A 22,790-nucleotide genomic window follows, 5' to 3' on the forward strand; every position below is an offset into this window, starting at 1 on the left:
TCGCCGAAGGTCCATACCATGGAGAGTTGGCAGATGCGGTGCGGTATCTCCGAGGCGGACGCGCGGGGTTCGCCGGTACAGGGGTGGTTCGGTATGTCTGACAGCGAGCTGCTGGTCACGGCCTTGTCCGGCCTCGTCGGGCTGCTGCCCGAACCGGGCGATCTCACCGAACCGCTGCACCGTCTGATCGACAGCGCCACCGACGCGCTCGATCTGGCGGGCTGCGCGGTGTTGCTCGTCGCCGACGGGTCCTCCGGCGTCGTCACCGCGACGCCCGCCGCACTGGCGGACGTCGCGCTCAGCCAGCGCAGCAGCGCACGCGGGCCCGCGCTGGACGCGCTGCGGCACGGCGAACCGGTCGCCGTCGCCGACGTCCGCGAACGCCATTCCTCGTGGCCCGAGTACACGAGCGTCGCCGCCCGCCACGGTGTCCGGGCCGTCGCCGAGATCCCGATGCGATCCGGCACGACGACGGTGGGCGCGCTGGGCATGTACGCCTACGACCCGCGCGAGTGGACCGAACCCGAACTGTCGGTGGGGGCGCTGCTCGCGGGCATCGCCGCCGGGCACATCCTCACCGCCGAGCGGTTGCGCGCCCAGCAGCGGCTCACCGAGCAACTCCAGCACGCGCTGGACTCACGGGTGCTGGTGGAGCAGGCGAAAGGCGTGATCGCCAACGCGCGCAGCACGACACCGCAGGCGGCCTACGAGCTGATTCGGGCGCACGCCCGGCGGCATCGGGTGAGCGTGCACGCCGTGGCGGGTGGAATCGTCGAGCTGGGACTTCGGATCTGAGTGGGCTTTTCGCCCGCGTCGAGCTGTCGAACCGAGGCCGAAGCGGCGGCGGGGATTCGACCCGGCCGGTAGTCTGTCCGTTGGCGGTTCTTCCGAAACCCATGCCCCCGGATCGGAATCCGCGGTCGACACCACCGTCCCTGTCTTCGACGGGTGGTCCATTCGTCAGCGTCCGCTGCCATCGGGGGCATCATGGTTTCGCCAGCTCTGTCTTCTCGCACGTCCACCCACCACCGGATTCCGGAATCCAGCACCGACGCCGAACTGGTGCGCCGGATCGGCGTCGGCGATCGCGACGCCTACGCACTGCTCTATCGCCGCACCCATCCGCTCGTCTTCCGCCGGGTGCTCGCGATCGTGCGCGACCACGACTACGCCGAGGAGACCTGTCACGACGTCTACCTTCAAGTGTGGTGCAGCGCAGCGGGTTTCGACGAGCATCGCGGCTCGGTGGGCACCTGGCTGCGGACGCTCGCGCACCGGAAGGCGGTGGACCGTGTCCGCCGCGAACGCGCCGCGTCCGACCGCGACCAAGCCTGGGCCGCAGGCGATTACGGACCACCGGCCGACCACGTCGCCGAAGAGGTGTTGCGCCGCCACGAATACCGCTGTGTCCGAACAGGACTGGCCGCCCTGACACCCCTGCAACGCGAATCGGTCCTCCTCGCCTACTACCACGACCTCACCTACCCCCAGGTCGCCGAGCACTTGGGCGTCGGCCTGCCCGCCGTCAAATCCCGCATCCGCGCAGGACTCGCCCAACTGGCCCTCGCCCTCTCGGCCGCGGTGTGAAAGCGCCTCGGCGGTGGGAGCGTCGCGCGATCCCGCCGTCGCGGTCGACCTGATCGCCGCGACGATCGCGGTCGTTTCCGCCCGCCGCGTGCGGTATTCACCCGCGCCTGGGCAGGCGGGAGTCCGCGGCGACCTAGGGCCTCCTCGGGAGGGTGGCGAGGTAGCGGCCCGCCATGACGCGCTGCATGAGGCGGGCGGCTGGGCCGCCGAGTTTCGTGTACCAGGAAGCTGGGCGGGAGAAGGCCGTGATCAGGCCGTGGACCGAGTCGTCGGTGGGGTCGTACTCCACCGCGAACAGCTCCTCGCCGATCTCGGGGTGGCCGGGGAGCGTGCCGTAGGCGAAACCGCGCCGGTTCTCGTCGTCGAGCACGTACACCACGCGGCAGGGCGCCACGAGGGCGATCGGACCGATTCCGAGTCGCACGGTGAGCGCCGTGCCGGGTTCGGCCGTCGGTGTGCTCGCGTGCCCGAAGATGCCGACGCCCTTCTGCATCCGATAGGCGAGGATCTCCGCCCCCGCCCGCTCGAACAGCTCCCGGCCGGTGCCGAGACGCCGCCGCAACCGGAAGCGGTGGTAGCCCTCGGGAAGGTCGCCTCGGGTGGCGCCGATCTCCCGATAGGTGAACCAGGGACCGCCGAGCTCGTTCTCCATCCCTCGATCATGGTCCGCATCCCGACGCTAAGGGAAGCGACGCGCGCGGTGCGCTCCCTCACCGCCGCTCGATGCCCTGGCCAGCACCATGCTCGCGCTGTGGCTTGGTGCCCCTTGCCAGTGCTATCGCTCCGAGACTCCGTACTGCGCGTGCACCGCCGCCTCTTAGCCCCACGACGGGCTGGAAGCCAGAGGCGGTACGCGCGGGGTCGCCGACGGCATCAACGCGGCGCGCTTCCGGCCGGCCGAATCCCACCCCGGTTCGACCGGGCATCAACGCGGCGCACTACCGGCCGGCCGTATCCCACCCCGGTTCGACCGGCTCGAGGCGCAGCGGTGCGAAGTGCAGTAATCCGAGCGGGTCGAGGTATTCCGGGCGGCCGCGTCGTCCCGCTTCGCGGCGCAGACCCCAGTGCAGGCAGGCGGGGGCCGCGCAGTCCGCGTGGCCTTCCTCGAGGGTGCCGATCGGCGTGCCACGTGACACCCGCGCTCCGACCGAGACCCGTGCTCGAACGGGCTCGTAGGTCGTGCGCAGCCCGCCGGGGTGGTCGAGCGACACGACCGGTTTGCCCGCTACTTCCCCGGCGAAGACGACGATGCCCGCTCCCGCTGCGACCACTGTCTGGCCGGGCGTCCCTGCCAGATCGACACCCCGATGGCCGGGCAGCCAGTCCTGAGCGGGTCGGTCGAACCGCCGCTCCACGGTGGGTCGCGGCCGCAGCGGCCAGCCGAACTCCCCGCCGGGTGCGGCCGTAGCCGTCGCCCCTTCGCAGGCCGCGAGGAGAACGGCTAGTGCCACGAGAGCCGACCACCGTGGGGCAGGGCGCGGCCGGGCATATCCATGCCCGGTGCGGTATCGGGGCATCGGTCGCCGAACACGCCACACCAGAAGGCCGCCGCCGTGCCGACGTGTCGGCGGCGCCGCGCAGCGCACGGTGCTCGGTTCGCCTGCAGTCGTTCGGGAGCAGTGCCGCTCGCGGCCATCCGAAATGCCCGCCGAGCTCTGCGGGGCGCCCGGGAGCGAGACCAGCGGTGACCATCGCGCCTCGACCGTGTAGGCCGTCGGTATCTCCAAATCGGTTCCAGCGGCTCGGCGCCGCAGGGGCGACCCGCAAAACGTCACCTTCACCGCCACGGCGCCGAGGGGCCCGAATCGCTTCGGTTCTCAGCCGAGCCCGTCGCCGTGCGAGATGAGGCCGAGCCTGTCGTCGTGCGAGATGAGGACGAGCCCGTCGCCGTGCGAGATGAGTACGGCGCGGGCGGCAGCGGCAACCCCTGCACTCGGATCGAAACGCAGACCGACCCGACACACGCCCCGTCGGTAGCGGACGGTCGCACACCCGGCATGCGCAGCGGAAGCGGTGCGAGGCGGAGAAACGGCAGATTCCGTGCCCGCGGCGGCAGGCAAACCGAACTCGAGCAGGCCGAATCGGGCGTCGCGTTCGGCACGCGCGGCGGCGCTGTTCGCGCCGGGTTCAGCGCGCACACCAACACCGCGCAAACCAGCGCGGAGCCGTCGGGCGGCCCCGAATTCAGCGCATGCCCCGGCAGGGCATCCGTCGCGTTCGCCGAGCACGCCGGTACCGAGCACGTTCCGGAGGCCATCTCCGCGTTCCGCAGCGGATTCGCCAGGCACCCGGCACTTCGGCACCCGCCCTCGGCGCTCGACGGCGGTCGAGCATTCGCGGCAGCGGGCTGTCCAACGGCCAGCGCGAGCACGAACATCAACGGCAGGATCACGGTGATCGAGAGGGAAAGTCGGTGCATGCGTTCGACCCTCGCCCGGCCGGAGCCCGCGCGACATCCCCGATTCGGCGAGTGTGGACAACTTCCCTACCTGTGGAAACCGCCCGTTTCTCCTGGTAACAGCCTCGCGACCAGGCGATTTAGGTCAGGGACGAACCTGGTCGTAGACTGATCGAGCGGTCTGTGCCCGGCACGGACCGACTTCGCGCGCCACCCGTGCTTGTTCGTAACGGCGCCGTTCGAACCTCAGCTCCCGAATTCCGAGAGTGCTCGTTCGCGGCAGTGCCAGTTGGGAACAGGGAATCGCCGGCTGGTCCCGATCGGTGAACCGACCGGGTCCGACGATTCGGAGGCGCCAGGGCAGCGGGTCGCCGACCCACTGCGTCAACCGGCAACGAAAGAGAGATACGGGAGCTATGGCTGTCGTAACCATGAAGCAGCTGCTCGACAGCGGCGCGCACTTCGGACACCAGACCCGGCGCTGGAACCCGAAGATGAAGCGGTTCATCTTCACCGACCGCAACGGCATCTACATCATCGACCTGCAGCAGACGCTGACCTACATCGACAAGGCCTACGAGTTCGTCAAGGAGACCGTCGCCCACGGTGGCACCGTTCTCTTCGTCGGCACCAAGAAGCAGGCCCAGGAGTCGATCGCGGCCGAGGCGACTCGCGTCGGGATGCCCTACGTGAACCAGCGTTGGCTGGGCGGCATGCTCACCAACTTCTCCACCGTGCACAAGCGCCTGCAGCGCCTCAAGGAGCTCGAGGCCATGGAGCAGACCGGTGGCTTCGAGGGTCGCACCAAGAAGGAAATCCTCATGCTCACGCGTGAGATGAACAAGCTGGAGCGGACCCTCGGCGGTATCCGCGACATGCAGAAGGTGCCCTCGGCCATCTGGGTCGTCGACACCAACAAGGAGCACATCGCCGTCGGCGAGGCGCGCAAGCTGAACATCCCGGTCATCGCGATCCTGGACACCAACTGCGACCCCGACCTGGTCGATTACCCGATCCCGGGCAACGACGACGCGATCCGTTCCGCCGCGCTGCTGACCAAGGTCGTCGCCTCCGCGGTGGCCGAGGGCGTGCAGGCGCGGGCCGGTCTGGCCTCCGGCGACGACAAGCCGGAAGCGGGCGCGGGCGAGCCGCTCGCCGAGTGGGAGCAGGAACTGCTCGCGCAGGCCGCGCCGGGCGCCGACGCGTCCGCCGAGACCCCGGCCGAGGCCTGAGGCTCGTAACCCGCTGTTCCAGCGGTGATCACCGAGGAATGCCATGGTGATCACCGCTGCCCAGTAACTGAACTTCTCCAAAGGAGGCTCGCCACCGATGGCGAACTACACCGCTGCCGATGTGAAGCGGCTCCGGGAGCTGACCGGCTCCGGGATGATGGACTGCAAGAAGGCCCTCGAAGAGACCGACGGTGACTTCGAGAAGGCCGTCGAGGTCCTGCGCATCAAGGGTGCCAAGGACGTCGGCAAGCGCGCTGAGCGCGCCACCGCCGAGGGCCTGGTCGCCGCGCAGGACGGCGTGCTGATCGAGATCAACTCCGAGACCGACTTCGTCGCCAAGAACGACGAGTTCCAGGGTCTGGCCAACCAGATCGTCGCGGCGGCCGCCAAGGCTCGCCCCGCCGACCTGGACGCGCTCAAGGCCGTCGACCTGGGCGGCAAGACCGCCGACCAGGCCGTGCAGGAACTCGCCGCGAAGATCGGCGAGAAGCTGGAGCTGCGCCGCGCCGTGTCCTTCGAGGGCCCGGTCGCGACCTACCTGCACAAGCGCTCCTCGGACCTGCCGCCCGCCGTCGGCGTGCTGGTCGAGTACCAGGGTGAGGGCGAGGCCGCGGCCGAGGCCGCTCGCGCCGCCGCCATGCAGATCGCCGCGCTGAAGGCCAAGTACGTGACCCGCGACGAGGTTCCGGCCGAGGTCGTGGAGAACGAGCGCCGCATCGCCGAGCAGACCGCTCGCGAGGAGGGCAAGCCCGAGGCCGCGCTGCCGAAGATCACCGAGGGCCGCGTCAACGGCTTCTTCAAGGACGTCGTCCTGCTCGAGCAGGCGTCGGTCACCGACTCGAAGAAGACCGTCAAGGCCCTGCTGGACGAGGCCGGTGTCACCGTGAGCCGCTTCGCGCGGTTCGAGGTCGGCCAGGCCTGACAGCCTGCGAAGGCCCCTCCTCCGTCACAGCGACAGGGGAGGGGCCTTCTGCTGTCCGCGTCCGGCCGCGACGCGGCGGCAGCGACCGGCCCGATTCCCGCCGCCCGCGCGGTGTCGGAGGGGGTCTTCTGCGGTCGCCGAAACCGAGTAGGGCAGGATAGTGACCGCCTTGTGTTGCGGGATCGCAAACCTATCCGCTTTACCCCTGATGTCTCAGCATGCTGAGAACACCACCATCGCCGAAGGAGAAGAGCACCGATGACGGACCCGGGGAACGAACGCCCAGGATATCGCCGGGTGCTTCTCAAACTGGGCGGCGAGATGTTCGGCGGCGGCAAGGTCGGCCTCGACCCGGACGTCGTACAGACCGTCGCCGAGCAGATCGCCGAGGTCGTCGCGACCGGCGTGCAGGTGGCCGTTGTCATCGGCGGCGGCAACTTCTTCCGCGGCGCCGAGCTGGAAGAGCGTGGCATGGAGCGGGCCCGCTCGGACTACATGGGCATGCTCGGCACCGTGATGAACAGCCTTGCGCTGCAAGACTTTCTGCAGAAGCAGGGCATCGACACCCGGGTGCAGACCGCGATCACGATGGGCCAGGTCGCGGAGCCGTACTTGCCGCTGCGCGCCAAGCGCCACCTGGAGAAGGGCCGAGTCGTCATCTTCGGCGCGGGCATGGGCATGCCGTACTTCTCCACCGACACCACCGCAGCCCAGCGGGCCCTGGAGATCGGCGCCGACGTGGTGCTGATGGCCAAGGCGGTCGACGGCGTCTTCACCGCGGATCCGCGGGTCGACGAGACCGCGACGATGTACACCGAAATCACGCACAAAGAGGTCATCGAGCGCGACCTGAAGGTCGCGGACGCCACGGCCTTCAGCCTGTGTATGGACAACCAGATGCCCATCCTGGTGTTCAATCTGTTGACGAAGGGCAATATCGCCCGAGCGGTCGCCGGTGAGAAGATCGGCACATTGGTTCGGTCCTGACACCCGCGAACCGCGGATCATGACGATGACGACGCTGTGGAGGAAACGGTCGTGATTGAAGAAGCGCTCTTCGACGCCGAGGAGAAGATGGAGAAGGCCGTCTCGGTGGCGAAGGACGATCTCGGGACCATCCGGACGGGACGCGCGAATCCGGGCATGTTCTCCCGAGTCGTCGTGGACTACTACGGATCGCCCACCCCGGTCACCCAGATGTCCAGCATCACGGTGCCCGAGCCGCGGATGGTGGTGATCAAGCCCTACGAGGCCGGGCAGCTAGGTGCGATCGAGACCGCGATCCGCAACTCGGATCTCGGTGTCAACCCCACCAACAACGGTGACATCCTGCGTATCTCCATCCCGCAGCTCACCGAGGAACGCCGCCGCGAGCTGGTCAAGCAGGCCAAGAGCAAGGGCGAGGACGCCAAGGTCGCAATTCGCAACGTGCGCCGCAAGGCCATGGACGAACTCTCGCGCATCCAGAAGGATGGCGAGGCGGGTGAGGACGAGGTCGGGCGCGCCGAGAAGGAGCTCGACAAGACCACCGCCAAATATGTGCACAGCATCGACGAGCTGGTCAAGCACAAGGAAGCCGAACTTCTCGAGGTCTGACGGCAGATCCGAGGGCCCGCACGGGCGGGGGACGAGGAACAACGAGTGAGCGACGGGACAATCGTGGCCGACAATGCCGCCGCAACGGGTGCGGCCGAGGAGCCGACGCCGGGGAGCGGCACCTCCGCAGAGACCCCGGGCCATGCGGGTGACTTCACGGCCGGACCGTTCCACGAGCATTCCGTTCCCCCCGAGCCGGTCGTCCCGGCGCCCGCTGCCACGACGTCGCGAGCGGGCCGCAACCTGCCCGCCGCGCTCGCGGTCGGCTTCGGGCTCGGCCTCTCGCTCATCGCGATCCTGCTGTTCGCGCCGCTGGTGTTCATCCCGGTCGCGGCGGCCGGTGTCGGCGTGGCCACCTGGGAGGTGGCCAAGCGACTGCGCGAGGCCGACGTGCTCGTCCCGCGGATTCCGCTGATCGTCGGCGGGCAGGCGGTGTTCTGGCTCGGCTGGCCGTGGGGCGCGAGCGGTGTCGCGGGCGCGTTCGCGGCCACCGCGCTGACCTGCATGGTGTGGCGACTGTTCGACCACGGTCTGCGGACCGCGCCGCGGAACTTCCTGCGCGACACGGCGATCGCGGTCTTCACCCTCGCCTGGGTCCCGCTGCTCGCGTCCTTCGCGACGCTGCTGCTGCTCGAGCCCGACGGCAACCTGCGGGTGCTCACCTTCATGATCCTGGTGGTCTGCTCCGACGTGGGCGGCTATGTGGCGGGCGTGCTGTTCGGCAAGCATCCGATGGTGCCGTCGATAAGCCCGAAGAAATCCTGGGAGGGTTTCGGCGGCTCGCTGGTGTTCAGTGTGATCGGCGGTCTGCTGACGGTCACCCTGCTGCTGGACGCCAATTCGATGATCGGCGTGGTGCTCGGTGTCGGGCTGGTGCTGGTCGCGACCGTCGGTGATCTGATCGAGTCGCAGATCAAGCGGGAACTCGGCATCAAGGACATGGGCACTCTGCTGCCCGGGCACGGCGGCATTATGGACCGGCTTGACTCGATGCTGCCGTCCGCGTTCGTCTCCTGGCTGGTGCTGAGCACGCTGCTCTGACCGGCCCCTTTGGCGACATGCCGCCAAATCCCGGCGACCGCGATGGCGATCGTCCATGATCGAGGCATGTCCACGAATGCCGAGCACGAGCCAGAGGCGAGCCGGCGCGACAAGCCGACCGTCCCACCGACCACGCCGCCGCCCGCGCCGCCCGCGACCAGGCCACCCATGACGGGCGCCAAACCCTCGATCTCCTCGCGGACCGGCTACGCCTGGGTGGGGCTGGTGGTGGGCACGCTGATCATGATCCTGCTGCTCATCTTCATCCTGCAGAATCTGCAGACCGTCGAAGTCAGCATGTTCTTCTGGAACTTCCACCTTCCCCTCGGTGTCGCCGTCCTGCTCTCGGTGATCAGCGGAGCGCTGGTGATGGCACTGGTCGGCGGCATGCGCATCTTGCAGTTGCGGCGGGCGGCCAAGCACTGAACCCTCGGAGTCGGGAAACTCCGGCTGCCGAGCGCGCCGTTCCGGTCCGAAGGTCCGAACAGCACCCAGGGATGCTCGACCGGCTGTGTCGTCGCGCACTGTTTCGGCCTGAGCATTCGAGCGCGTGGGGCGGATGAGAGACTGGAAGAACTATGACCGCCTCCCTGCCCTTGGTTTTCGACGCTCCGCGCCGCGGCATGCCGCCGCGCCATCTCGCCGATCTCGATGCCGAGGGGCGGCGCGCGGCGGTCGAGGAGCTGGGCTTGCCCAAGTTCCGCGCCGACCAGATCGCGCGGCAGTACTTCGGGCGGTTGCAGGCCGATCCCGAGCTGATGACCGATCTGCCCGCCGCGGTGCGGGAGAAGATCGGCTCGGCGCTGTTCCCGCCGCTGCTCACGGTGGTCAAGCACGTCGCCTGTGACGACGGCCAGACCCGCAAGACGCTGTGGCGGGCCGGTGATGGCACCCTGCTGGAGAGCGTGCTCATGCGCTACGCCGACCGCAACACCCTGTGCATCTCCAGCCAGGCGGGTTGCGGCATGGCCTGCCCGTTCTGCGCGACCGGGCAGGGCGGGCTGAACCGCAACCTGTCCACCGCCGAGATCGTCGACCAGGTGCGCGCCGCCGCGGCCGCGCTGCGCGACGGCGAGGTGGCGGGCGGCGAGGGCAGGCTGTCGAACATCGTCTTCATGGGCATGGGCGAGCCGCTTGCCAACTACAAGCGGGTGGTCGCCGCGGTGCGCCGCATCACCTCGCCCGCGCCGGACGGCCTCGGCATCTCGCAGCGCAACGTCGTGGTCTCGACCGTCGGCCTGGCGCCCGCCATCCGCAAGCTGGCCGACGAAGGCCTCTCGGTGACGCTGGCCGTCTCGCTGCACACGCCCGACGACGAACTGCGCGACACCCTGGTGCCGGTGAACAACCGCTGGCCGGTGGCCGAGGTGCTGGACGCGGCGCGCTACTACGCCGACACGACCGGCCGTCGCGTCTCGGTCGAGTACGCGCTCATCCGCGACATCAACGATCAGCCGTGGCGCGCCGACATGCTCGGCGCCAAACTGCACAAGGCGCTCGGCTCGCGCGTGCACGTCAACGTCATCCCGCTCAACCCGACCCCGGGCAGCAAGTGGGACGCCAGCCCGAAACCGGTCGAGCAGGAATTCGTCCGAAGGGTCAATGCCCAGGGCGTGCCATGCACCGTCCGTGACACCCGCGGCCAGGAGATCGCCGCCGCCTGCGGGCAGCTGGCCGCCGAGAACTGAATCCCGAGGGGGGCCGTTGCTGCAGCCAGGTGACGTATTCGCCGGATATGCCATCGAACGACTGCTTGGGCAGGGTGGCATGGGCGCGGTGTATCTTGCCGCGCACCCGCGGCTGCCCCGCCGTACCGCGCTCAAGCTGCTGAATCGGGAGTTGTTCTCCGACGCGGAGATTCGCGCGCGGTTCGAGCGCGAGGCCGATCTGGTCGCGCAGCTGGACCATCCCAACATCGTGACCGTCTACGACCGCGGCATCGAGAACGAGCAGCTGTGGATTTCCATGCAGTTCATCGACGGCGTCGACGCGTCCTCGGTGGAGCCGAGCACCCTGCCGCCGCAGCGCGCCGCCCAGATCGTCGGCGAGACCGCGCTGGCGCTGGACTACGCGCACCGCATGGGCGTGCTGCACCGCGACGTGAAGCCCGCGAACATCCTGCTCTCCCGTTCGGCCGGGCAGGAGCGGGTGCTGCTCACCGATTTCGGCATCGCCCGCCCGCGCGAGGACACCAGGCAGCTCACCCAGACCGGCACCTTCACCGCGACGCTCGCGTATGCCGCGCCGGAACAGCTGACGGGGGCGCCGCTCGATCACCGGACCGACCAGTACTCGCTGGCCTGCACGCTGTACTGGTTGCTGTCCGGCACCGTGCCGTTCGACTCGCCGCAGGCCGTCGCGGTGATCCAGGGACACCTGAAGCAGCCGCCTCCGCCGCTGAGTTCGGTGCGTCCCGGTCTGCCGCCCGCAGTGGACGCGGTGCTCGATCGCGCGCTCGCCAAACGGCCCGCGGATCGGTTCGACTCCTGCGCGGAGTTCGCCGCGGCCGTGCAGCAGGCGTTGCGGGGACCGGTCAGCGCGCCGCACGCCGTGGCGCAGCCGAGGCCGCACCCGGGTCCGCAGGGCTCGGCGCCGAACCCGATGCCGGTGGCGCATCCGCCGCGCTACGCCCAGCCCACGCCGCACTATGCGAACGCCGGTGTGCCGCAGGGCTATCCGCCCGGTTACGGCGCCGCACCATCGGGGTATCGTCCGCCCGTCGCGCCGAGGCGGGGCGGTTCCGGCGCGAAGGTGCTCGCGGTGATTCTCGGCCTCGTCTTCGTGCTGCTCGCCGGGTGCGGGACCTTCGTGTTCACCGACGATTCGACCTGGGTGTCGCAGCTGACCGGACGCTCCAAAGGACACAAGGATCTGTCGGCGATGTCGGCGGCGTTTCCCGGGATGCTGCCGAGCGGCAACCGCGACACCGGTAGGGGCTACCACGGCGCATCCTGCCGCCCGGCCTCCGAATGGAAGGACTGGCAGGCCGAAAGGGGCGATCAATCCGCCTTCGACCACTGGCAGGCCCGCTGGGAATGTCTGCTGGAGGGCGGCGCCAAGCTCGCGTATCGCTTCTACGCCTTCCCGAGCGCGGAGGCGGCGCGGCGGGCGGTCAGCACGTTCAAGTCGCGGGCGAGGTCCGAAGGTTCCAGCACGGAAGGCACAAGGACTGACGAACGCTTCCTCTACAACGACAACTACGGCGAGTCCGCGCTCATCCTGTCGACCTTCTCCGACCCGTCACGCGACCGCTGGGTACTGACCTTCCACGGCCCCACGCGCCGGGACGACGAACTCGCGACGAAGGTCCGCAACGCGCCGCTCTGAGGCAGCCTGCACCTTCCGCTCCGGCCCTTCGCGGCCGGGGACGGAACTCCGTCCGGCAGCACCCTTCCGGCGCATCTCCGCCTTCGCTCCGGCCACGCGCGGCCTGAGGACGGACTTCGTCCGGCAGCCTTACCTCCAGCCGCACCCTCGTACACGGAAGCTGTTCGGTGCGGCGGGGCCGACGGTTTCAGGATCCGGTGCCGAAGCGGTTCTTGGCCGGGCGGTTGGTGGTGGCGCGGCGTTCGGCTTCCTTCGCCTTGACGCGCTCGTTCTCGCGGAGGACGGCCTGGTAGTTCTCGCGTTCGCGGGTCAGCCATTCCGGGGGGTCGGCGAGGAGGGCGGTGATCTCGTCGGAGGTGAGGGCGTCGGAGACGCCGGAGCGGGCCAGGCCGCTGTTGGAGATGCCGAGTTTGCGGGCGGTGATGTCGCGGGGGAAGGGGCCGGTGCGGCGCAGTTCGGTGAGCCAGGCAGGGGGATCGGTGCGCAGCCGGTCGAGGTCGGCGCGGGAGATCGGCGAGTTCCGGAACTCCTCCGGCGCGGCGGGGAGGTAGATGCCGAGCTTGTCCGCCGCGGTCAGCGGCTTCATCATCTGCGGTTTCTTGTCCGGGCTCACCGGGACAGCCTAGTCGACGGCCGGAGTGCCCCTGTCGTCGCGGCGACCGTCCGAGGCCGCGCACGTCGTGCAATACCCTTTACCGAATGAGTCAGGTGGAGTCGATCGACGTCCAGCGGTTGCGCTGGTTCGTCGCGGTGGCCGAAGAGCTGCATTTCGCGCGGGCGGCGAAGAGTCTCGGTATCGCGCGTCAGCGGCTCAGCAGGACGGTCATCGACCTGGAGACCGAACTCGGCACGAAGCTGTTCGTCCCCGGCGCCCAGCCGACGCAGCTCACCGACGAGGGACGCGCGCTGCTCGCGGCCGCCCGCGCGGTCATCGCGCGCCGGGAAGTGGCCGAGCCGGAGCCCGCGGTCACGGCCGAGCTGCGGGTGGGTTTCGTGCCCGGCGTCACGGTGTCGAAGTGGGAGCGGATCTGGGCCGAGCGGTTTCCCGAGGTCCCCTTGCGGACGATTCCGCTCGCCGCCACCGGCCAGCTGACCGCCCTGCGGGACGGTCAGGTCGACATGTGCTTCGTCCGCCTGCCCATCGACCGCGAAGGGCTCAGCGCGATTCCGCTGTACCGGGAGATGCCGGTCGTCGTGGTGCCCAAGGAACATCCGATCTCGCTCTTCACCGAGGTCACCGCCGCGGACCTGGCCGACGAGCGCATGCAGGACGCCTCGGACATCGACGCGGCGGCGGTCACCTTCGAAATGGTCGCCGCCGGAGTCGGACTCGCCATCGTCCCGCATTCCATCGCGCGCCTGCACGCCCGCCGCGACTTGGTCTACCGCACCGTCACCGATCATCCCGACACCGAGATCGCCCTGGCCTGGCCCACGGCCGAGACCACGGAGCTGGTGGAGGAATTCGTCGGTGTGGTGCGCGGCCGCTCCGAACGCAGCTCGCGCTCGCCGTCGACCACCGCCGCGCGGCAACCGAAGACGGCGACGAAAAAGCCTGTGGCACAGAAGAAGTCCGCAGCAGGGAAGAGCGCTACTCCGGCTCGCGGTGCGCGCTCCTCCGGCGCGAAGAAGCCGAGCAAGCGGCGCGGTCGCTGATTCGCGCTGTTCCGCCTCGTGGACGCGCGGCAGGATATCGTCGCGCAGGCGCGCGCGGATCTCCGCGATCGCGGCCTCACCCACGTCATCTGCGGCGCTCCTCGACGACCGCTCGGCAGGCAGGACAACGGCCGCGCTCCCGGTGTGCACCGAGCGGCGCGGCCGCGAAAGTATCAGGGCTACCTGGGCTTGCGCCGCAGGATCGAGTCGCGCACCAGGATGACCACGATCAGCGCGGCGAAGCCGACGAGGTAGATGTCCTCGATCAGCCCCTTGTGGTTGCCGATGATCATGGCCAGCAGGGCGAACGCGACGAACCAGCCCGCGATGCGGAAGGTGCGGCGCGACTCACCGCTCCAGCCCCACTCCGCGGAGGGAACCTCGGCGGTGTCCACGTGAGTGACGACGGCGCGCTCGTTGTTGGCGGGTTCGATGTCCGTGGCGGCCACGATCGCTCCTCAGGTGGTTCGGGTACCGAACTTCCGGTACGCACTCTTGGGCTACTGGTCGATATCGTGACATACGACGCCGCGTCGTTGGTAGTCGGGCCGCGCACGACCAGACGCCCCGCGCGGTAGGACACAATGACTGGGTGTCCGACATCGTGAGAGTCCTGCTGCTCGGCAGCACCGGATCCATTGGTACCCAGGCGCTCGAGGTGATCGCCGCCAACCCCGACAAGTTCGAGGTGGTCGGATTGGCCGCACGCGGCGGCAATACCGAGCTGTTCGCCGCGCAGATGGCGGCCACCGGGACCCGCAATGTCGCCGTCGCCGATCCGGCCGCCGCCGCGGCACTGGACATTCCGTTCTCCGGCCCCGCGGCGGTCACCGACCTGGTGCGCCGCACCGAGGCCGACGTCGTGCTCAACGCGCTGGTCGGCTCGCTCGGCCTGGAACCGACCCTGGCCACCCTGGAATCGGGCACCCGCCTCGCGCTGGCCAACAAGGAGTCGCTCGTCGCGGGCGGTTCGCTGGTGACCCGCGCCGCCGCACCCGGCCAGATCGTGCCGGTGGACTCGGAGCATTCGGCGCTGGCGCAGTGCCTGCGCGGCGGCCGGGCCGAGGAGGTGGACCGGCTGGTGCTGACCGCCTCGGGCGGCCCGTTCCGCGGCTGGACCGCCGAGATGCTCGAATCGGTCAGCCCTGCCGAGGCCAAGGCGCATCCGACCTGGTCGATGGGTCTGATGAACACGTTGAATTCGGCGTCGCTGGTCAACAAGGGCCTAGAGCTGATCGAGACGCACCTGCTGTTCGGCATTCCCTACGACCGCATCGACGTCACCGTGCACCCGCAGTCGATCGTGCACTCGATGGTCACCTTCACCGACGGCTCCACGTTGGCGCAGGCCAGTCCGCCGGACATGAAGCTCCCTATCGCGCTGGCCCTCGGCTGGCCGGACCGGGTGCCCGGCGCCGCGGCCCCGTGCGATTTCGGAACCGCGACCACCTGGACCTTCGAGCCCGTCGACAACGAGGTGTTCCCCGCGGTCGAACTGGCCAGGCAGGCGGGCATCGCGGGCGGCAGCGTCACCGCGGTCTACAACGCCGCCAACGAGATCGCGGTCCAGGCCTTCCTCGACGGTCTCATCGGCTTCCCTGCGATCGTGCGGACGGTGGCTCGTGCGGTGGAGGCGGCCGACCAGTGGCGCGTCGAGCCGCAGAGCCTGGCCGAGGTGCTCGCCGCCGACAGCTGGGCGCGCGACTACGCCCGGCGTGTCGTCGGAGCCTGAACCGCCGGTGTCGGGCGCGTCCGGCCGCGCGCTGGCAGACTGAGGCGTACGCACTAGTGTGGTCGGGGTGCTCGCGGCCGCGCCGGCGCGTGCGCGGGATGTCTACGAGCTGCGCAACGCAGGAGGGCTGGAGAGCAAATGGTGTTCGCCATGGGGTTCGTGCTGTTCGCGCTCGGCATCCTGATCTCGGTCGCCCTGCACGAATGCGGACACATGTGGGCGGCCCAGGCCACCGGCATGAAGGTGCGCCGCTACTTCGTCGGCTTCGGACCGACGCTGTGGTCCACCCACCGCGGCGAGACCGAATACGGCGTCAAGGCCATCCCGCTCGGCGGCTTCTGTGACATCGCGGGCATGACCGCATTGGACGAGGTGCGGCCGGAAGACCTCGACCGCGCGATGTATCGCCAGGCGACCTGGAAGCGGCTCGTGGTCATGGTGGGCGGCATCGTCATGAACTTCGTGCTCGGCTTCCTGCTGATCGTGGTGCTCGCCGTCGGATGGGGCCTGCCGCGACTGGACGAGCCGACCCCGACCGTGGGAACCCTGAGCTGCGTCGCGGACGCCAATCCGGACGGGACGCTGCAGCAGTGCACCGGCCCCGGCCCCGCGCAGCAGGGCGGACTCCAGCCGGGCGACACCGTCACCGCCGTGAACGGCGTCGCGGTCGACACGTGGGCGGCGTTCACCGAGCAGACCCGCAAGCAGCAGGGCCCGATCACCTACACCGTGGACCGCGCCGGACAGCGGGTGCAGGTGACAGTCTCCCCGCAGCCGGTGACGCGCTACACGAAGGACGGCGCGAAGACCGAGGTCAGCGCGGTCGGCGTCACCTTGGACGTGCCGCCGATCGAGAAGGAGAACATCGTCACGGCCATCCCCGCCGCGGCCTCCTTCACCGGCGACCTGTTCGTGCGCACCTTCGAGGCGCTGGCCCAGATGCCCGCCAAGGTCGCGGCGCTGTGGGACGCGGTCACCGGCGGCGCGCGCGACCCGGAGACCCCGGTCAGCATCTACGGCGCGAGCCGCATCGGCGGCGAGAGCGCACAGGCGGGCCTGTGGCAGGTGTTCGTGCTGATGCTGGCCAGCCTGAACTTCTTCCTCGGCGCGTTCAACATCCTGCCGCTGCTGCCGCTGGACGGCGGTCACATCGCCGTGGTGCTCTACGAGAAGCTCCGCAACACCATCCGCGGTTGGCGCGGCTTGGCCCCCGCAGGTCCGGTCGACTACCTCAAATTGTTGCCCGCGACCTACGTCGCGGTGGCGCTCGGCGGCGCGTACATGGTGCTGACGCTGGCCGCCGACATCGTGAACCCGATCCGGCTGTTTCCCTGAGTCTTTCCGGTGAACCTGCCCACACCCTGCTGGGACGCGGCGGGGTAGTCTGTCGCGGGCAATCGCGGGACATCTCGTTGTCATGCCGTGTCACGGGCGTCACAGGGTGGTGGTCCACCGCGCGCGGCTAAGCTCGGTAGGCGAACGGCCCGCAGCACACGTACGGAAAGTAGGCAGCCGAAAGTGACCAGCACAATCGGACTGGGGATGCCCGCCGCACCCGCGGCCGTTCTCGCGCCCCGGCGCAAGACCCGCCAGCTCATGGTCGGTGGTGTCGGCGTGGGCAGCGACCACCCGATTTCGGTGCAGTCGATGACCACCACCAAGACCCACGACGTCAACGCGACCCTGCAGCAGATCGCCGAGCTCACCGCCTCGGGCTGCGACATCGTCCGGGTCGCCTGTCCCCGCCAGGAGGACGCCGACGCGCTGGCGACCATCGCCCGCAAGTCGCAGATCCCGGTGATCGCCGACATCCACTTCCAGCCCCGCTACATCTTCGCCGCCATCGACGCGGGCTGCGCCGCCGTGCGCGTGAACCCGGGCAACATCAAGGAGTTCGACGGCCGGGTCAAGGAAGTCGCGAAGGCCGCGGGCGCCGCCGGTATCCCGATCCGCATCGGCGTGAACGCCGGTTCGCTGGACAAGCGAATGATGGAGAAGTACGGCAAGGCCACCCCGGAGGCGCTGGTGGAGTCGGCGCTGTGGGAGGCGAGCCTGTTCGAGGAGCACGGCTTCGGCGACATCAAGATCTCGGTCAAGCACAACGATCCGGTGATCATGGTGGAGGCCTACCGCCAGCTGGCCGCGCAATGCGACTACCCGCTGCACCTCGGTGTGACCGAGGCCGGCCCGGCGTTCCAAGGCACGATCAAGTCCGCCGTCGCGTTCGGCGCGCTGCTGAGCGAGGGCATCGGTGACACCATCCGGGTCTCGCTGTCCGCCCCGCCCGCCGAGGAGGTCAAGGTCGGCGGCCAGATCCTGCAGTCGCTGAACCTGCGTCCGCGCAAGCTCGAGATCGTCTCCTGCCCGTCCTGCGGTCGCGCCCAGGTGGACGTCTACACGCTGGCCAACGAGGTGACCGCCGGTCTGGAGGGCATGGAGGTGCCGCTGCGGGTCGCGGTGATGGGCTGCGTCGTGAACGGCCCCGGCGAGGCGCGCGAAGCGGATCTCGGGGTGGCCTCGGGCAACGGCAAGGGGCAGATCTTCGTCAAGGGCGAGGTCATCAAGACCGTGCCGGAGGCGCAGATCGTGGAGACCCTGATCGAGGAGGCCATGCGCATCGCCGAGGAGATGGGCGAGAGCGCGGGTGCGGGGGAGCCGGTCGTCACCGTCGGCTGAGGCCGCCTCGACCAGCGGGTTTCGGATACCCGTACCGCATCGGCCGCGTTCGTGGCAGGCTGTCGATTGTGCGGAGTCTGCTGGAGCCGACGCGAAGAGCGAAGTTCGCCCCCGCGCGTCAGCTCGCCAACCGGGATCTGGCGCAGGTCCTGCGAGTGCTCGACAGCGATCCGGTCGCCTCGTGCATGATCGCGGCCCGATTGCAGGAATACGGGCTGGACGCCAGGGGCGGGCACGGTGAGCTGTGGAGCCGCGGCGGTCCCGCCGAATCCCTCTGCTTCTCCGGAGCGAATCTGGTGCCGCTGCGTGGTGACAACGACGCGTTGCGCGCCTTCGCCGACCGCGCGACGCGCTGGCCGCGAATCTGCTCCTCGGTGGTCGGCCGCCAAGAGCTCGCGCTGCCGCTGTGGGAGATGCTCAGCGACAGCTGGGGCCCGGAGCGGGAACTGCGCGGCACCCAACCGCTGCTCGCCCTCGGTCAGCCTGCGCTGGCCACGGCCGACCCGCAGGTGCGCAGGGCGAGACCGGACGAACTGGACCGCTACCTCAACGCGGCGATCGCCATGTTCATCGAAGAGGTCGGCGTCGACCCGAGGGCGGGCGACGGTGGTCGCGGCTACCGGCGCCGCATCCAGAATCTCATCGAATCCGGCCGCGCCTGGGCACGTTTCGAGGACGGCGAGGTGGTCTTCAAGGCCGAGGTCGGGTCGCTGTCCCGGCGCACCGGCCAGATCCAGGGCGTGTGGGTGCATCCGGACCGGCGCGGCAAAGGCGTCGGCACCAGCGGCACTGCGGCGGTGGCCAACGCGGTGGTGGCCTCCGGTCGCACCGCGAGCCTGTACGTGAACGACTTCAACACCGTGGCCCGCCGCGCCTACGGCCGCGTCGGATTCCGCCAGATCGCGACATTCGCCACCGTCCTGCTCGACTGAACGAGAAACGGTGCGCCGCAGGCATTTGCCCGTTCGTGGCCAGTACCATCGGCAGCGATGTCGACACGCATGTTGATTCCGCTGGCCGTCGCGGTGCTCGCCGCCGCGGCCGCGGGCTGCTCGGCCGGTCCGCAGGGCCCGGCGCCCGCGGCGGACGCCTTCGTCGCCGCCTTCGCCGAGAACGATCTCACCGCGGCCGCCGAACTCACCAGCCACCCCGAGAAGGCCACTGCCGCACTGGCTTCCGCGTGGCAGAACCTACAGGCCGAGGACCTGACCGCGCGCACGGGCGCGGCCCGCGTCACCGGTGACACCGCGACCGTCGACTACACCTACGAGTGGCGGCTGCCGAAGGACCGCACCTGGACCTACACCGGCCAGTTGCAGATGGGCCGCACCGGCGGGCGCTGGATGGTGCGGTGGACGTCCTCGAACATTCACCCCGAACTCGGCGACACCCAGACCATGGAGCTGCGCGCGAACCCGGCCCCGCGTGCCAGGGTGAACGAGCAATCCGGCAGTGATGTCTTGGTGCCGGGCAAGGTTTCTCGCGTCGCCTTCACCGCGTCCGACGCCGCCGATCCCAGCGCGGTGGCCACGGCGCTGTCGCGGGCACTGCTGCGTTTCGACGAACGCCTCACCCCCGACGCCATCCTGAAGGCCGCGCGAAACACCAACGGCGCCTACACCGTGCTGCTGCTCACCGAGCTCGAATACAACCAGGTCGGCTCCGAGCTCATCGGGCTGCCCGGCGTGCGGTTGACCCAGGAGTGGGACATGGTGCCCACCGACCGCGACTTCGCCCCCGATCTGATGACGCAGGTGCGCCAGACGGTGATCGCCGAGGTGGACGGCAAATCGGGCTGGAGCGTGGTCACCATGAACGCGCACGGCGCCGACACCGCCGTGCTCACCGAGGTGCCCGCGCAACCGGCGCCGTCGTTCGCGCTGAGCATCGACCGCTACGTGCAGAACGCCGCCCAGCGCGCCGTCGACCTGCGCACCGAGCAGACGATGATGGTCGTGCTGCGCCCGTCCACCGGCGCGATCCTCGCGGTCGCGCAGAACAAGGAGGCGGACCGGGACGGGCCGATGGCCACCATCGGCCAGTATCCGCCCGGCTCGGTGTTCAAGACGGTGACCGCCGCGGCGGCCATGGCCGAGGGGCTCGCCACGCCCGACACCGTGCTGCCCTGTCCGAGCAGCATCGTCATCGGCGAGCGCACCATTCCCAACTACAACCATTTCACCGTCGGCGACGTGCCGATGGCCACCGCCTACGAACGGTCCTGCAACACCTCCTTCGCCAAGCTGGCCAGCCAGCTGCCCGCCGACGCGCTCGCCGTGACCGCCGCGAAACTCGGTGTTGGCCAGGACTATTCGGTGGTCGGTCTGCCCACCGCGTCCGGGTCGGTGCCGCCCGCCGACGACCTGGTGCAGCGCACCGAGGACGGGATCGGGCAAGGCAAGGTGGTGGTCAGCCCGTTCGGCATGGCGGTGATGGCGGCGACCATCGCGCACGGCTCGGCGCCGGTGCCGTACCTGATCGCGGGGCGGCCCACGGCCGTCGAGGGGGAGCGGCCCGCGATCGCGCCGGAGGTGATCGAGGGATTGCGCGCGATGATGCGCAAGGTGGTCACCGGCGGCACCGCCGAACGCATCGCCGATCAGGGCGAGGTGTACGGCAAGACGGGCGAGGCCGAGGTCGACGGCGGCTCGCACTCCTGGTTCGTGGGGTACCGCGGCGACATGGCCTTCGCGACATTGCTGGTCAAGGGCGGCAGCTCGGACAACGCGGTCGCGGTGACCCGAGATATGTTCGCCGCGCTGCCGACCGGGTACTGACGGTCGTCACCCGGCCTCGGTCGGCCCGCCGTGATGGTCAGGCGCGGTGCAGGGTCGCGGCGAGGTGGTGGGTCAGGGGTTCGCCGACCGCGGCCATTCGCAGCGTGTAGTCGATGGTGTCGCCCGCGACACGGAACGACCGGCCCAGCGCCGTCACCACCTTCGCCGTGCTGCTGCGGCCGATGCTGGTGGAGTCGAACTCCATCCGCACCTCGCCGTCGGTGATGGTCAGCCCGCCCTCGCAGATCTCGGTGATGCCGGTCGGGTGGGCGAGGATCAGCTCGACGTGATCGGGCCGAGGGCAGCGCAGGTAGCCGGTCTCGGCGTGCATCGACCTGCTGCCGTCGGCCGCGCGGGTGCGCTGGCGGTAGGTGAGGAACGGGCGGCCGAGGTGGCCGAACCGTATCTCCTCCAGGTAGTCGAACGGTTCGATGGTCGGGTACTCACCGTGCCCGCCGCCGCGCCAAGTGCCGAGCAGCGAGGCGAGCGGTGCGATATCGGGATGGGGAGCGACGGACGGCAGGGGATCGACCACGGCGGACAGCCTAGACCCGTGTCCGCCGCCTCGCTCCCCGAGTCCCGAAATTGCACCGACCCGGCCTTTCGGGAGGGCGCCGCGCGGCCGCGTGCGCTCGCCATCTCGCGCACCGGCCTCGGTGCGTAACCTCGGACCGTGTGATGGACACAGACATGCGCGGCCACGCCGTCCGACGACCGCGGTTGGTCGTCGTCAGCGGACCGCCGGGCTCGGGGAAGACGACCTTGGCGCACGCGCTCGGCCGCGCCGTCGGCTGGCCGGTGATCAGCCGTGACGAGATCAAACAGGGGATGGCGCACGCCGATCCCGCGTTCGAGCCAGCGCCGGAGGACGAGCTAGCGCTGCGTACCCTCGACACCTTCTTCGAGGTGCTCGCGGTATTGGCGCGCGCGGGCGTCGACACGGTGGCCGAGGCGGCTTTCCAAGATCGCCTGTGGCGGCCGGGGCTCGAGCCGCTGGCCGCGCTGGCCGATCTCCGGTTCGTGCACTGCGTCGTGGACCGGGATGTGGCGGTGGATCGCATCGCCCGCCGCAGGCTCGACGAGCCGCTGCGGCGGGTGCATTCCGCGCCGGGCGCACCTGATCCGGCGGCGCTCGCCGCCCGGCACGACGCGTTCCAGCGGGTGCGGCTGGAGGGGCCCGCCCTCGAGGTGGACACGACGGGCGAGTACCTGCCCGGGCTGGACGAGATCGCCGCTTTCGCGAAGGATGCGCGGATCATCGATATCCGGTGAAGCGCCGCGGGATTCGGCCGCGGGGTGGTACACCTCAGATGTGCCTGGCAGGGCGGGTGGACCGCTTGTCCGCTTCCCGCCGCGGCGCGGCTCCGGAATCATGGTGGCGCGGGGAGGCGGTGCGATGTGACGACCGACAACTGGATGGTGCCGGGCAAGGAGCAGCTGGTCGCGGCCTGCCGCGGCTTTCCGCACGACGACCACCCGATGCTCGATGCGGCGGGCGAGCTGGCGCGGCTGCACGCGCTACGGGAGCGCACGCCCGCCCGCGAGGTGCCGAAGCTGGACCGGCGGCGCGTCCAGCTGGTCCGCGCCATCGACCGGTGGATGACGCTGGCGACGCCCGTGCCGGGCGGTGCGGCGCACGCCCACAGCGAGACGGTCGGGCGGATCGTGGACCGGCTGGCCCAGCTCACCACGCAGGCCTGGGTACCGCCGGCGGCGCCGGATCCGGTGTCCTACGACGCGTGGACGCAGGTCGTCGAACTCGCCGACGTCTATCAGGATCTGGTGGACGCGCTGCAAGCGGGAACGCGCCGGGTGTCGGACGGCGTTTAGCGTCCGCGCCCGAAAA

24 protein-coding genes are annotated in these 22,790 nt (G+C 69.8%); 18 read left to right on the forward strand and 6 right to left on the reverse strand.

Annotated elements, in window-relative coordinates; all coding sequences use genetic code 11:
- Positions 1–93: 93 nt before the first annotated feature.
- Positions 94–795, forward strand: a complete 702-nt coding sequence (locus NAM01S_RS08890; RefSeq protein WP_067782698.1) for a GAF and ANTAR domain-containing protein — start codon at positions 94–96, stop codon at positions 793–795.
- Between the two features lie 192 nt (positions 796–987).
- Positions 988–1,587 (forward strand): sigma-70 family RNA polymerase sigma factor, encoded by a 600-nt coding sequence (locus NAM01S_RS08895; protein ID WP_067782701.1) that lies wholly within the window; start codon positions 988–990, stop codon positions 1,585–1,587.
- A gap of 133 nt (positions 1,588–1,720) precedes the next feature.
- Here the strand turns inward: NAM01S_RS08895 and NAM01S_RS08900 are convergent, their stop codons facing one another.
- The 3 genes from NAM01S_RS08900 to NAM01S_RS34860 form a co-directional block, all read right to left on the reverse strand.
- A complete protein-coding gene (locus tag NAM01S_RS08900) occupies positions 1,721–2,239 on the reverse strand; it encodes a DUF1990 domain-containing protein (protein ID WP_067782197.1) in 519 nt (172 codons plus the stop codon).
- Positions 2,240–2,525: 286 nt separating this feature from the next.
- Positions 2,526–3,104 (reverse strand): murein hydrolase activator EnvC family protein, encoded by a 579-nt coding sequence (locus tag NAM01S_RS08905; protein WP_067782703.1) that lies wholly within the window; start codon positions 3,102–3,104, stop codon positions 2,526–2,528.
- Positions 3,105–3,404: 300 nt separating this feature from the next.
- A complete protein-coding gene (locus NAM01S_RS34860; protein ID WP_157107649.1) occupies positions 3,405–3,551 on the reverse strand; it encodes a hypothetical protein in 147 nt (48 codons plus the stop codon).
- Between the two features lie 850 nt (positions 3,552–4,401).
- Between NAM01S_RS34860 and rpsB the strand changes: the two genes are divergently transcribed.
- The 8 genes from rpsB to NAM01S_RS08950 all read left to right on the forward strand — a co-directional run bounded on the left by rpsB (position 4,402) and on the right by NAM01S_RS08950 (position 12,103).
- Positions 4,402–5,217: a 30S ribosomal protein S2 gene (rpsB, locus tag NAM01S_RS08915; RefSeq protein WP_067782205.1), complete on the forward strand. Its 816-nt coding sequence runs from the start codon at positions 4,402–4,404 to the stop codon at positions 5,215–5,217.
- A 97-nt stretch (positions 5,218–5,314) separates the two neighbouring features.
- On the forward strand, positions 5,315–6,139 hold the full coding sequence (gene tsf, locus NAM01S_RS08920; protein ID WP_067782208.1) for a translation elongation factor Ts: 825 nt from the start codon (positions 5,315–5,317) through the stop codon (positions 6,137–6,139).
- A gap of 258 nt (positions 6,140–6,397) precedes the next feature.
- Positions 6,398–7,126: a UMP kinase gene (gene pyrH / locus NAM01S_RS08925; protein ID WP_067782211.1), complete on the forward strand. Its 729-nt coding sequence runs from the start codon at positions 6,398–6,400 to the stop codon at positions 7,124–7,126.
- Positions 7,127–7,177: 51 nt separating this feature from the next.
- Positions 7,178–7,735 (forward strand): ribosome recycling factor, encoded by a 558-nt coding sequence (gene frr / locus NAM01S_RS08930; protein ID WP_067782706.1) that lies wholly within the window; start codon positions 7,178–7,180, stop codon positions 7,733–7,735.
- A 45-nt stretch (positions 7,736–7,780) separates the two neighbouring features.
- Positions 7,781–8,776, forward strand: a complete 996-nt coding sequence (locus tag NAM01S_RS08935) for a phosphatidate cytidylyltransferase (protein ID WP_067782218.1) — start codon at positions 7,781–7,783, stop codon at positions 8,774–8,776.
- Positions 8,777–8,842: 66 nt separating this feature from the next.
- Entirely contained in the window at positions 8,843–9,202 is a 360-nt protein-coding gene (locus NAM01S_RS08940) for a LapA family protein (RefSeq protein WP_067782222.1), read from the forward strand.
- 152 nt (positions 9,203–9,354) lie between these two features.
- Complete coding sequence (rlmN, locus tag NAM01S_RS08945) at positions 9,355–10,464, forward strand: dual-specificity RNA methyltransferase RlmN (protein WP_067782225.1); 1,110 nt, start codon at positions 9,355–9,357, stop codon at positions 10,462–10,464.
- 16 nt (positions 10,465–10,480) lie between these two features.
- Positions 10,481–12,103, forward strand: a complete 1,623-nt coding sequence (locus tag NAM01S_RS08950) for a serine/threonine-protein kinase (protein ID WP_067782228.1) — start codon at positions 10,481–10,483, stop codon at positions 12,101–12,103.
- 187 nt (positions 12,104–12,290) lie between these two features.
- Here the strand turns inward: NAM01S_RS08950 and NAM01S_RS08955 are convergent, their stop codons facing one another.
- Positions 12,291–12,716, reverse strand: a complete 426-nt coding sequence (locus tag NAM01S_RS08955; RefSeq protein WP_067782231.1) for a DUF5997 family protein — start codon at positions 12,714–12,716, stop codon at positions 12,291–12,293.
- An 86-nt stretch (positions 12,717–12,802) separates the two neighbouring features.
- On the opposite strand from NAM01S_RS08955, the gene NAM01S_RS08960 reads away from it, so the two are divergent.
- On the forward strand, positions 12,803–13,759 hold the full coding sequence (locus NAM01S_RS08960; protein WP_084482679.1) for a LysR family transcriptional regulator: 957 nt from the start codon (positions 12,803–12,805) through the stop codon (positions 13,757–13,759).
- A gap of 179 nt (positions 13,760–13,938) precedes the next feature.
- Here the strand turns inward: NAM01S_RS08960 and NAM01S_RS08965 are convergent, their stop codons facing one another.
- Complete coding sequence (locus tag NAM01S_RS08965) at positions 13,939–14,208, reverse strand: DUF2631 domain-containing protein (protein WP_067782234.1); 270 nt, start codon at positions 14,206–14,208, stop codon at positions 13,939–13,941.
- A 143-nt stretch (positions 14,209–14,351) separates the two neighbouring features.
- On the opposite strand from NAM01S_RS08965, the gene dxr reads away from it, so the two are divergent.
- From dxr to NAM01S_RS08990, 5 genes are all read left to right on the forward strand, one after another.
- Positions 14,352–15,491 carry a 1-deoxy-D-xylulose-5-phosphate reductoisomerase gene (gene dxr, locus NAM01S_RS08970; protein ID WP_067782237.1) on the forward strand — a complete coding sequence of 380 codons (1,140 nt, stop codon included), beginning with the start codon at positions 14,352–14,354 and terminating at the stop codon, positions 15,489–15,491.
- 138 nt (positions 15,492–15,629) lie between these two features.
- Positions 15,630–16,826, forward strand: coding sequence for a M50 family metallopeptidase (locus NAM01S_RS08975; protein WP_067782239.1), 1,197 nt, complete (start codon positions 15,630–15,632; stop codon positions 16,824–16,826).
- Between the two features lie 183 nt (positions 16,827–17,009).
- Positions 17,010–18,167, forward strand: coding sequence for a flavodoxin-dependent (E)-4-hydroxy-3-methylbut-2-enyl-diphosphate synthase (gene ispG, locus NAM01S_RS08980; protein ID WP_067782242.1), 1,158 nt, complete (start codon positions 17,010–17,012; stop codon positions 18,165–18,167).
- A gap of 68 nt (positions 18,168–18,235) precedes the next feature.
- Positions 18,236–19,099 carry a GNAT family N-acetyltransferase gene (locus NAM01S_RS08985; RefSeq protein WP_084482681.1) on the forward strand — a complete coding sequence of 288 codons (864 nt, stop codon included), beginning with the start codon at positions 18,236–18,238 and terminating at the stop codon, positions 19,097–19,099.
- A gap of 57 nt (positions 19,100–19,156) precedes the next feature.
- Entirely contained in the window at positions 19,157–20,944 is a 1,788-nt protein-coding gene (locus tag NAM01S_RS08990) for a penicillin-binding transpeptidase domain-containing protein (protein WP_067782245.1), read from the forward strand.
- 37 nt (positions 20,945–20,981) lie between these two features.
- Here the strand turns inward: NAM01S_RS08990 and NAM01S_RS08995 are convergent, their stop codons facing one another.
- A complete protein-coding gene (locus NAM01S_RS08995) occupies positions 20,982–21,488 on the reverse strand; it encodes a peroxynitrite isomerase (RefSeq protein WP_301316218.1) in 507 nt (168 codons plus the stop codon).
- Between the two features lie 134 nt (positions 21,489–21,622).
- On the opposite strand from NAM01S_RS08995, the gene NAM01S_RS09000 reads away from it, so the two are divergent.
- Positions 21,623–22,216, forward strand: a complete 594-nt coding sequence (locus NAM01S_RS09000; protein WP_253798583.1) for a P-loop nucleotide/nucleoside kinase family protein — start codon at positions 21,623–21,625, stop codon at positions 22,214–22,216.
- A gap of 126 nt (positions 22,217–22,342) precedes the next feature.
- Positions 22,343–22,774: a DUF4254 domain-containing protein gene (locus NAM01S_RS09005; RefSeq protein ID WP_253791630.1), complete on the forward strand. Its 432-nt coding sequence runs from the start codon at positions 22,343–22,345 to the stop codon at positions 22,772–22,774.
- Positions 22,775–22,790 lie beyond the last annotated feature (16 nt).

The organism is Nocardia amikacinitolerans NBRC 108937 (assembly GCF_001612615.1).
Classification (GTDB): Bacteria; Actinomycetota; Actinomycetes; order Mycobacteriales; family Mycobacteriaceae; genus Nocardia; species Nocardia amikacinitolerans.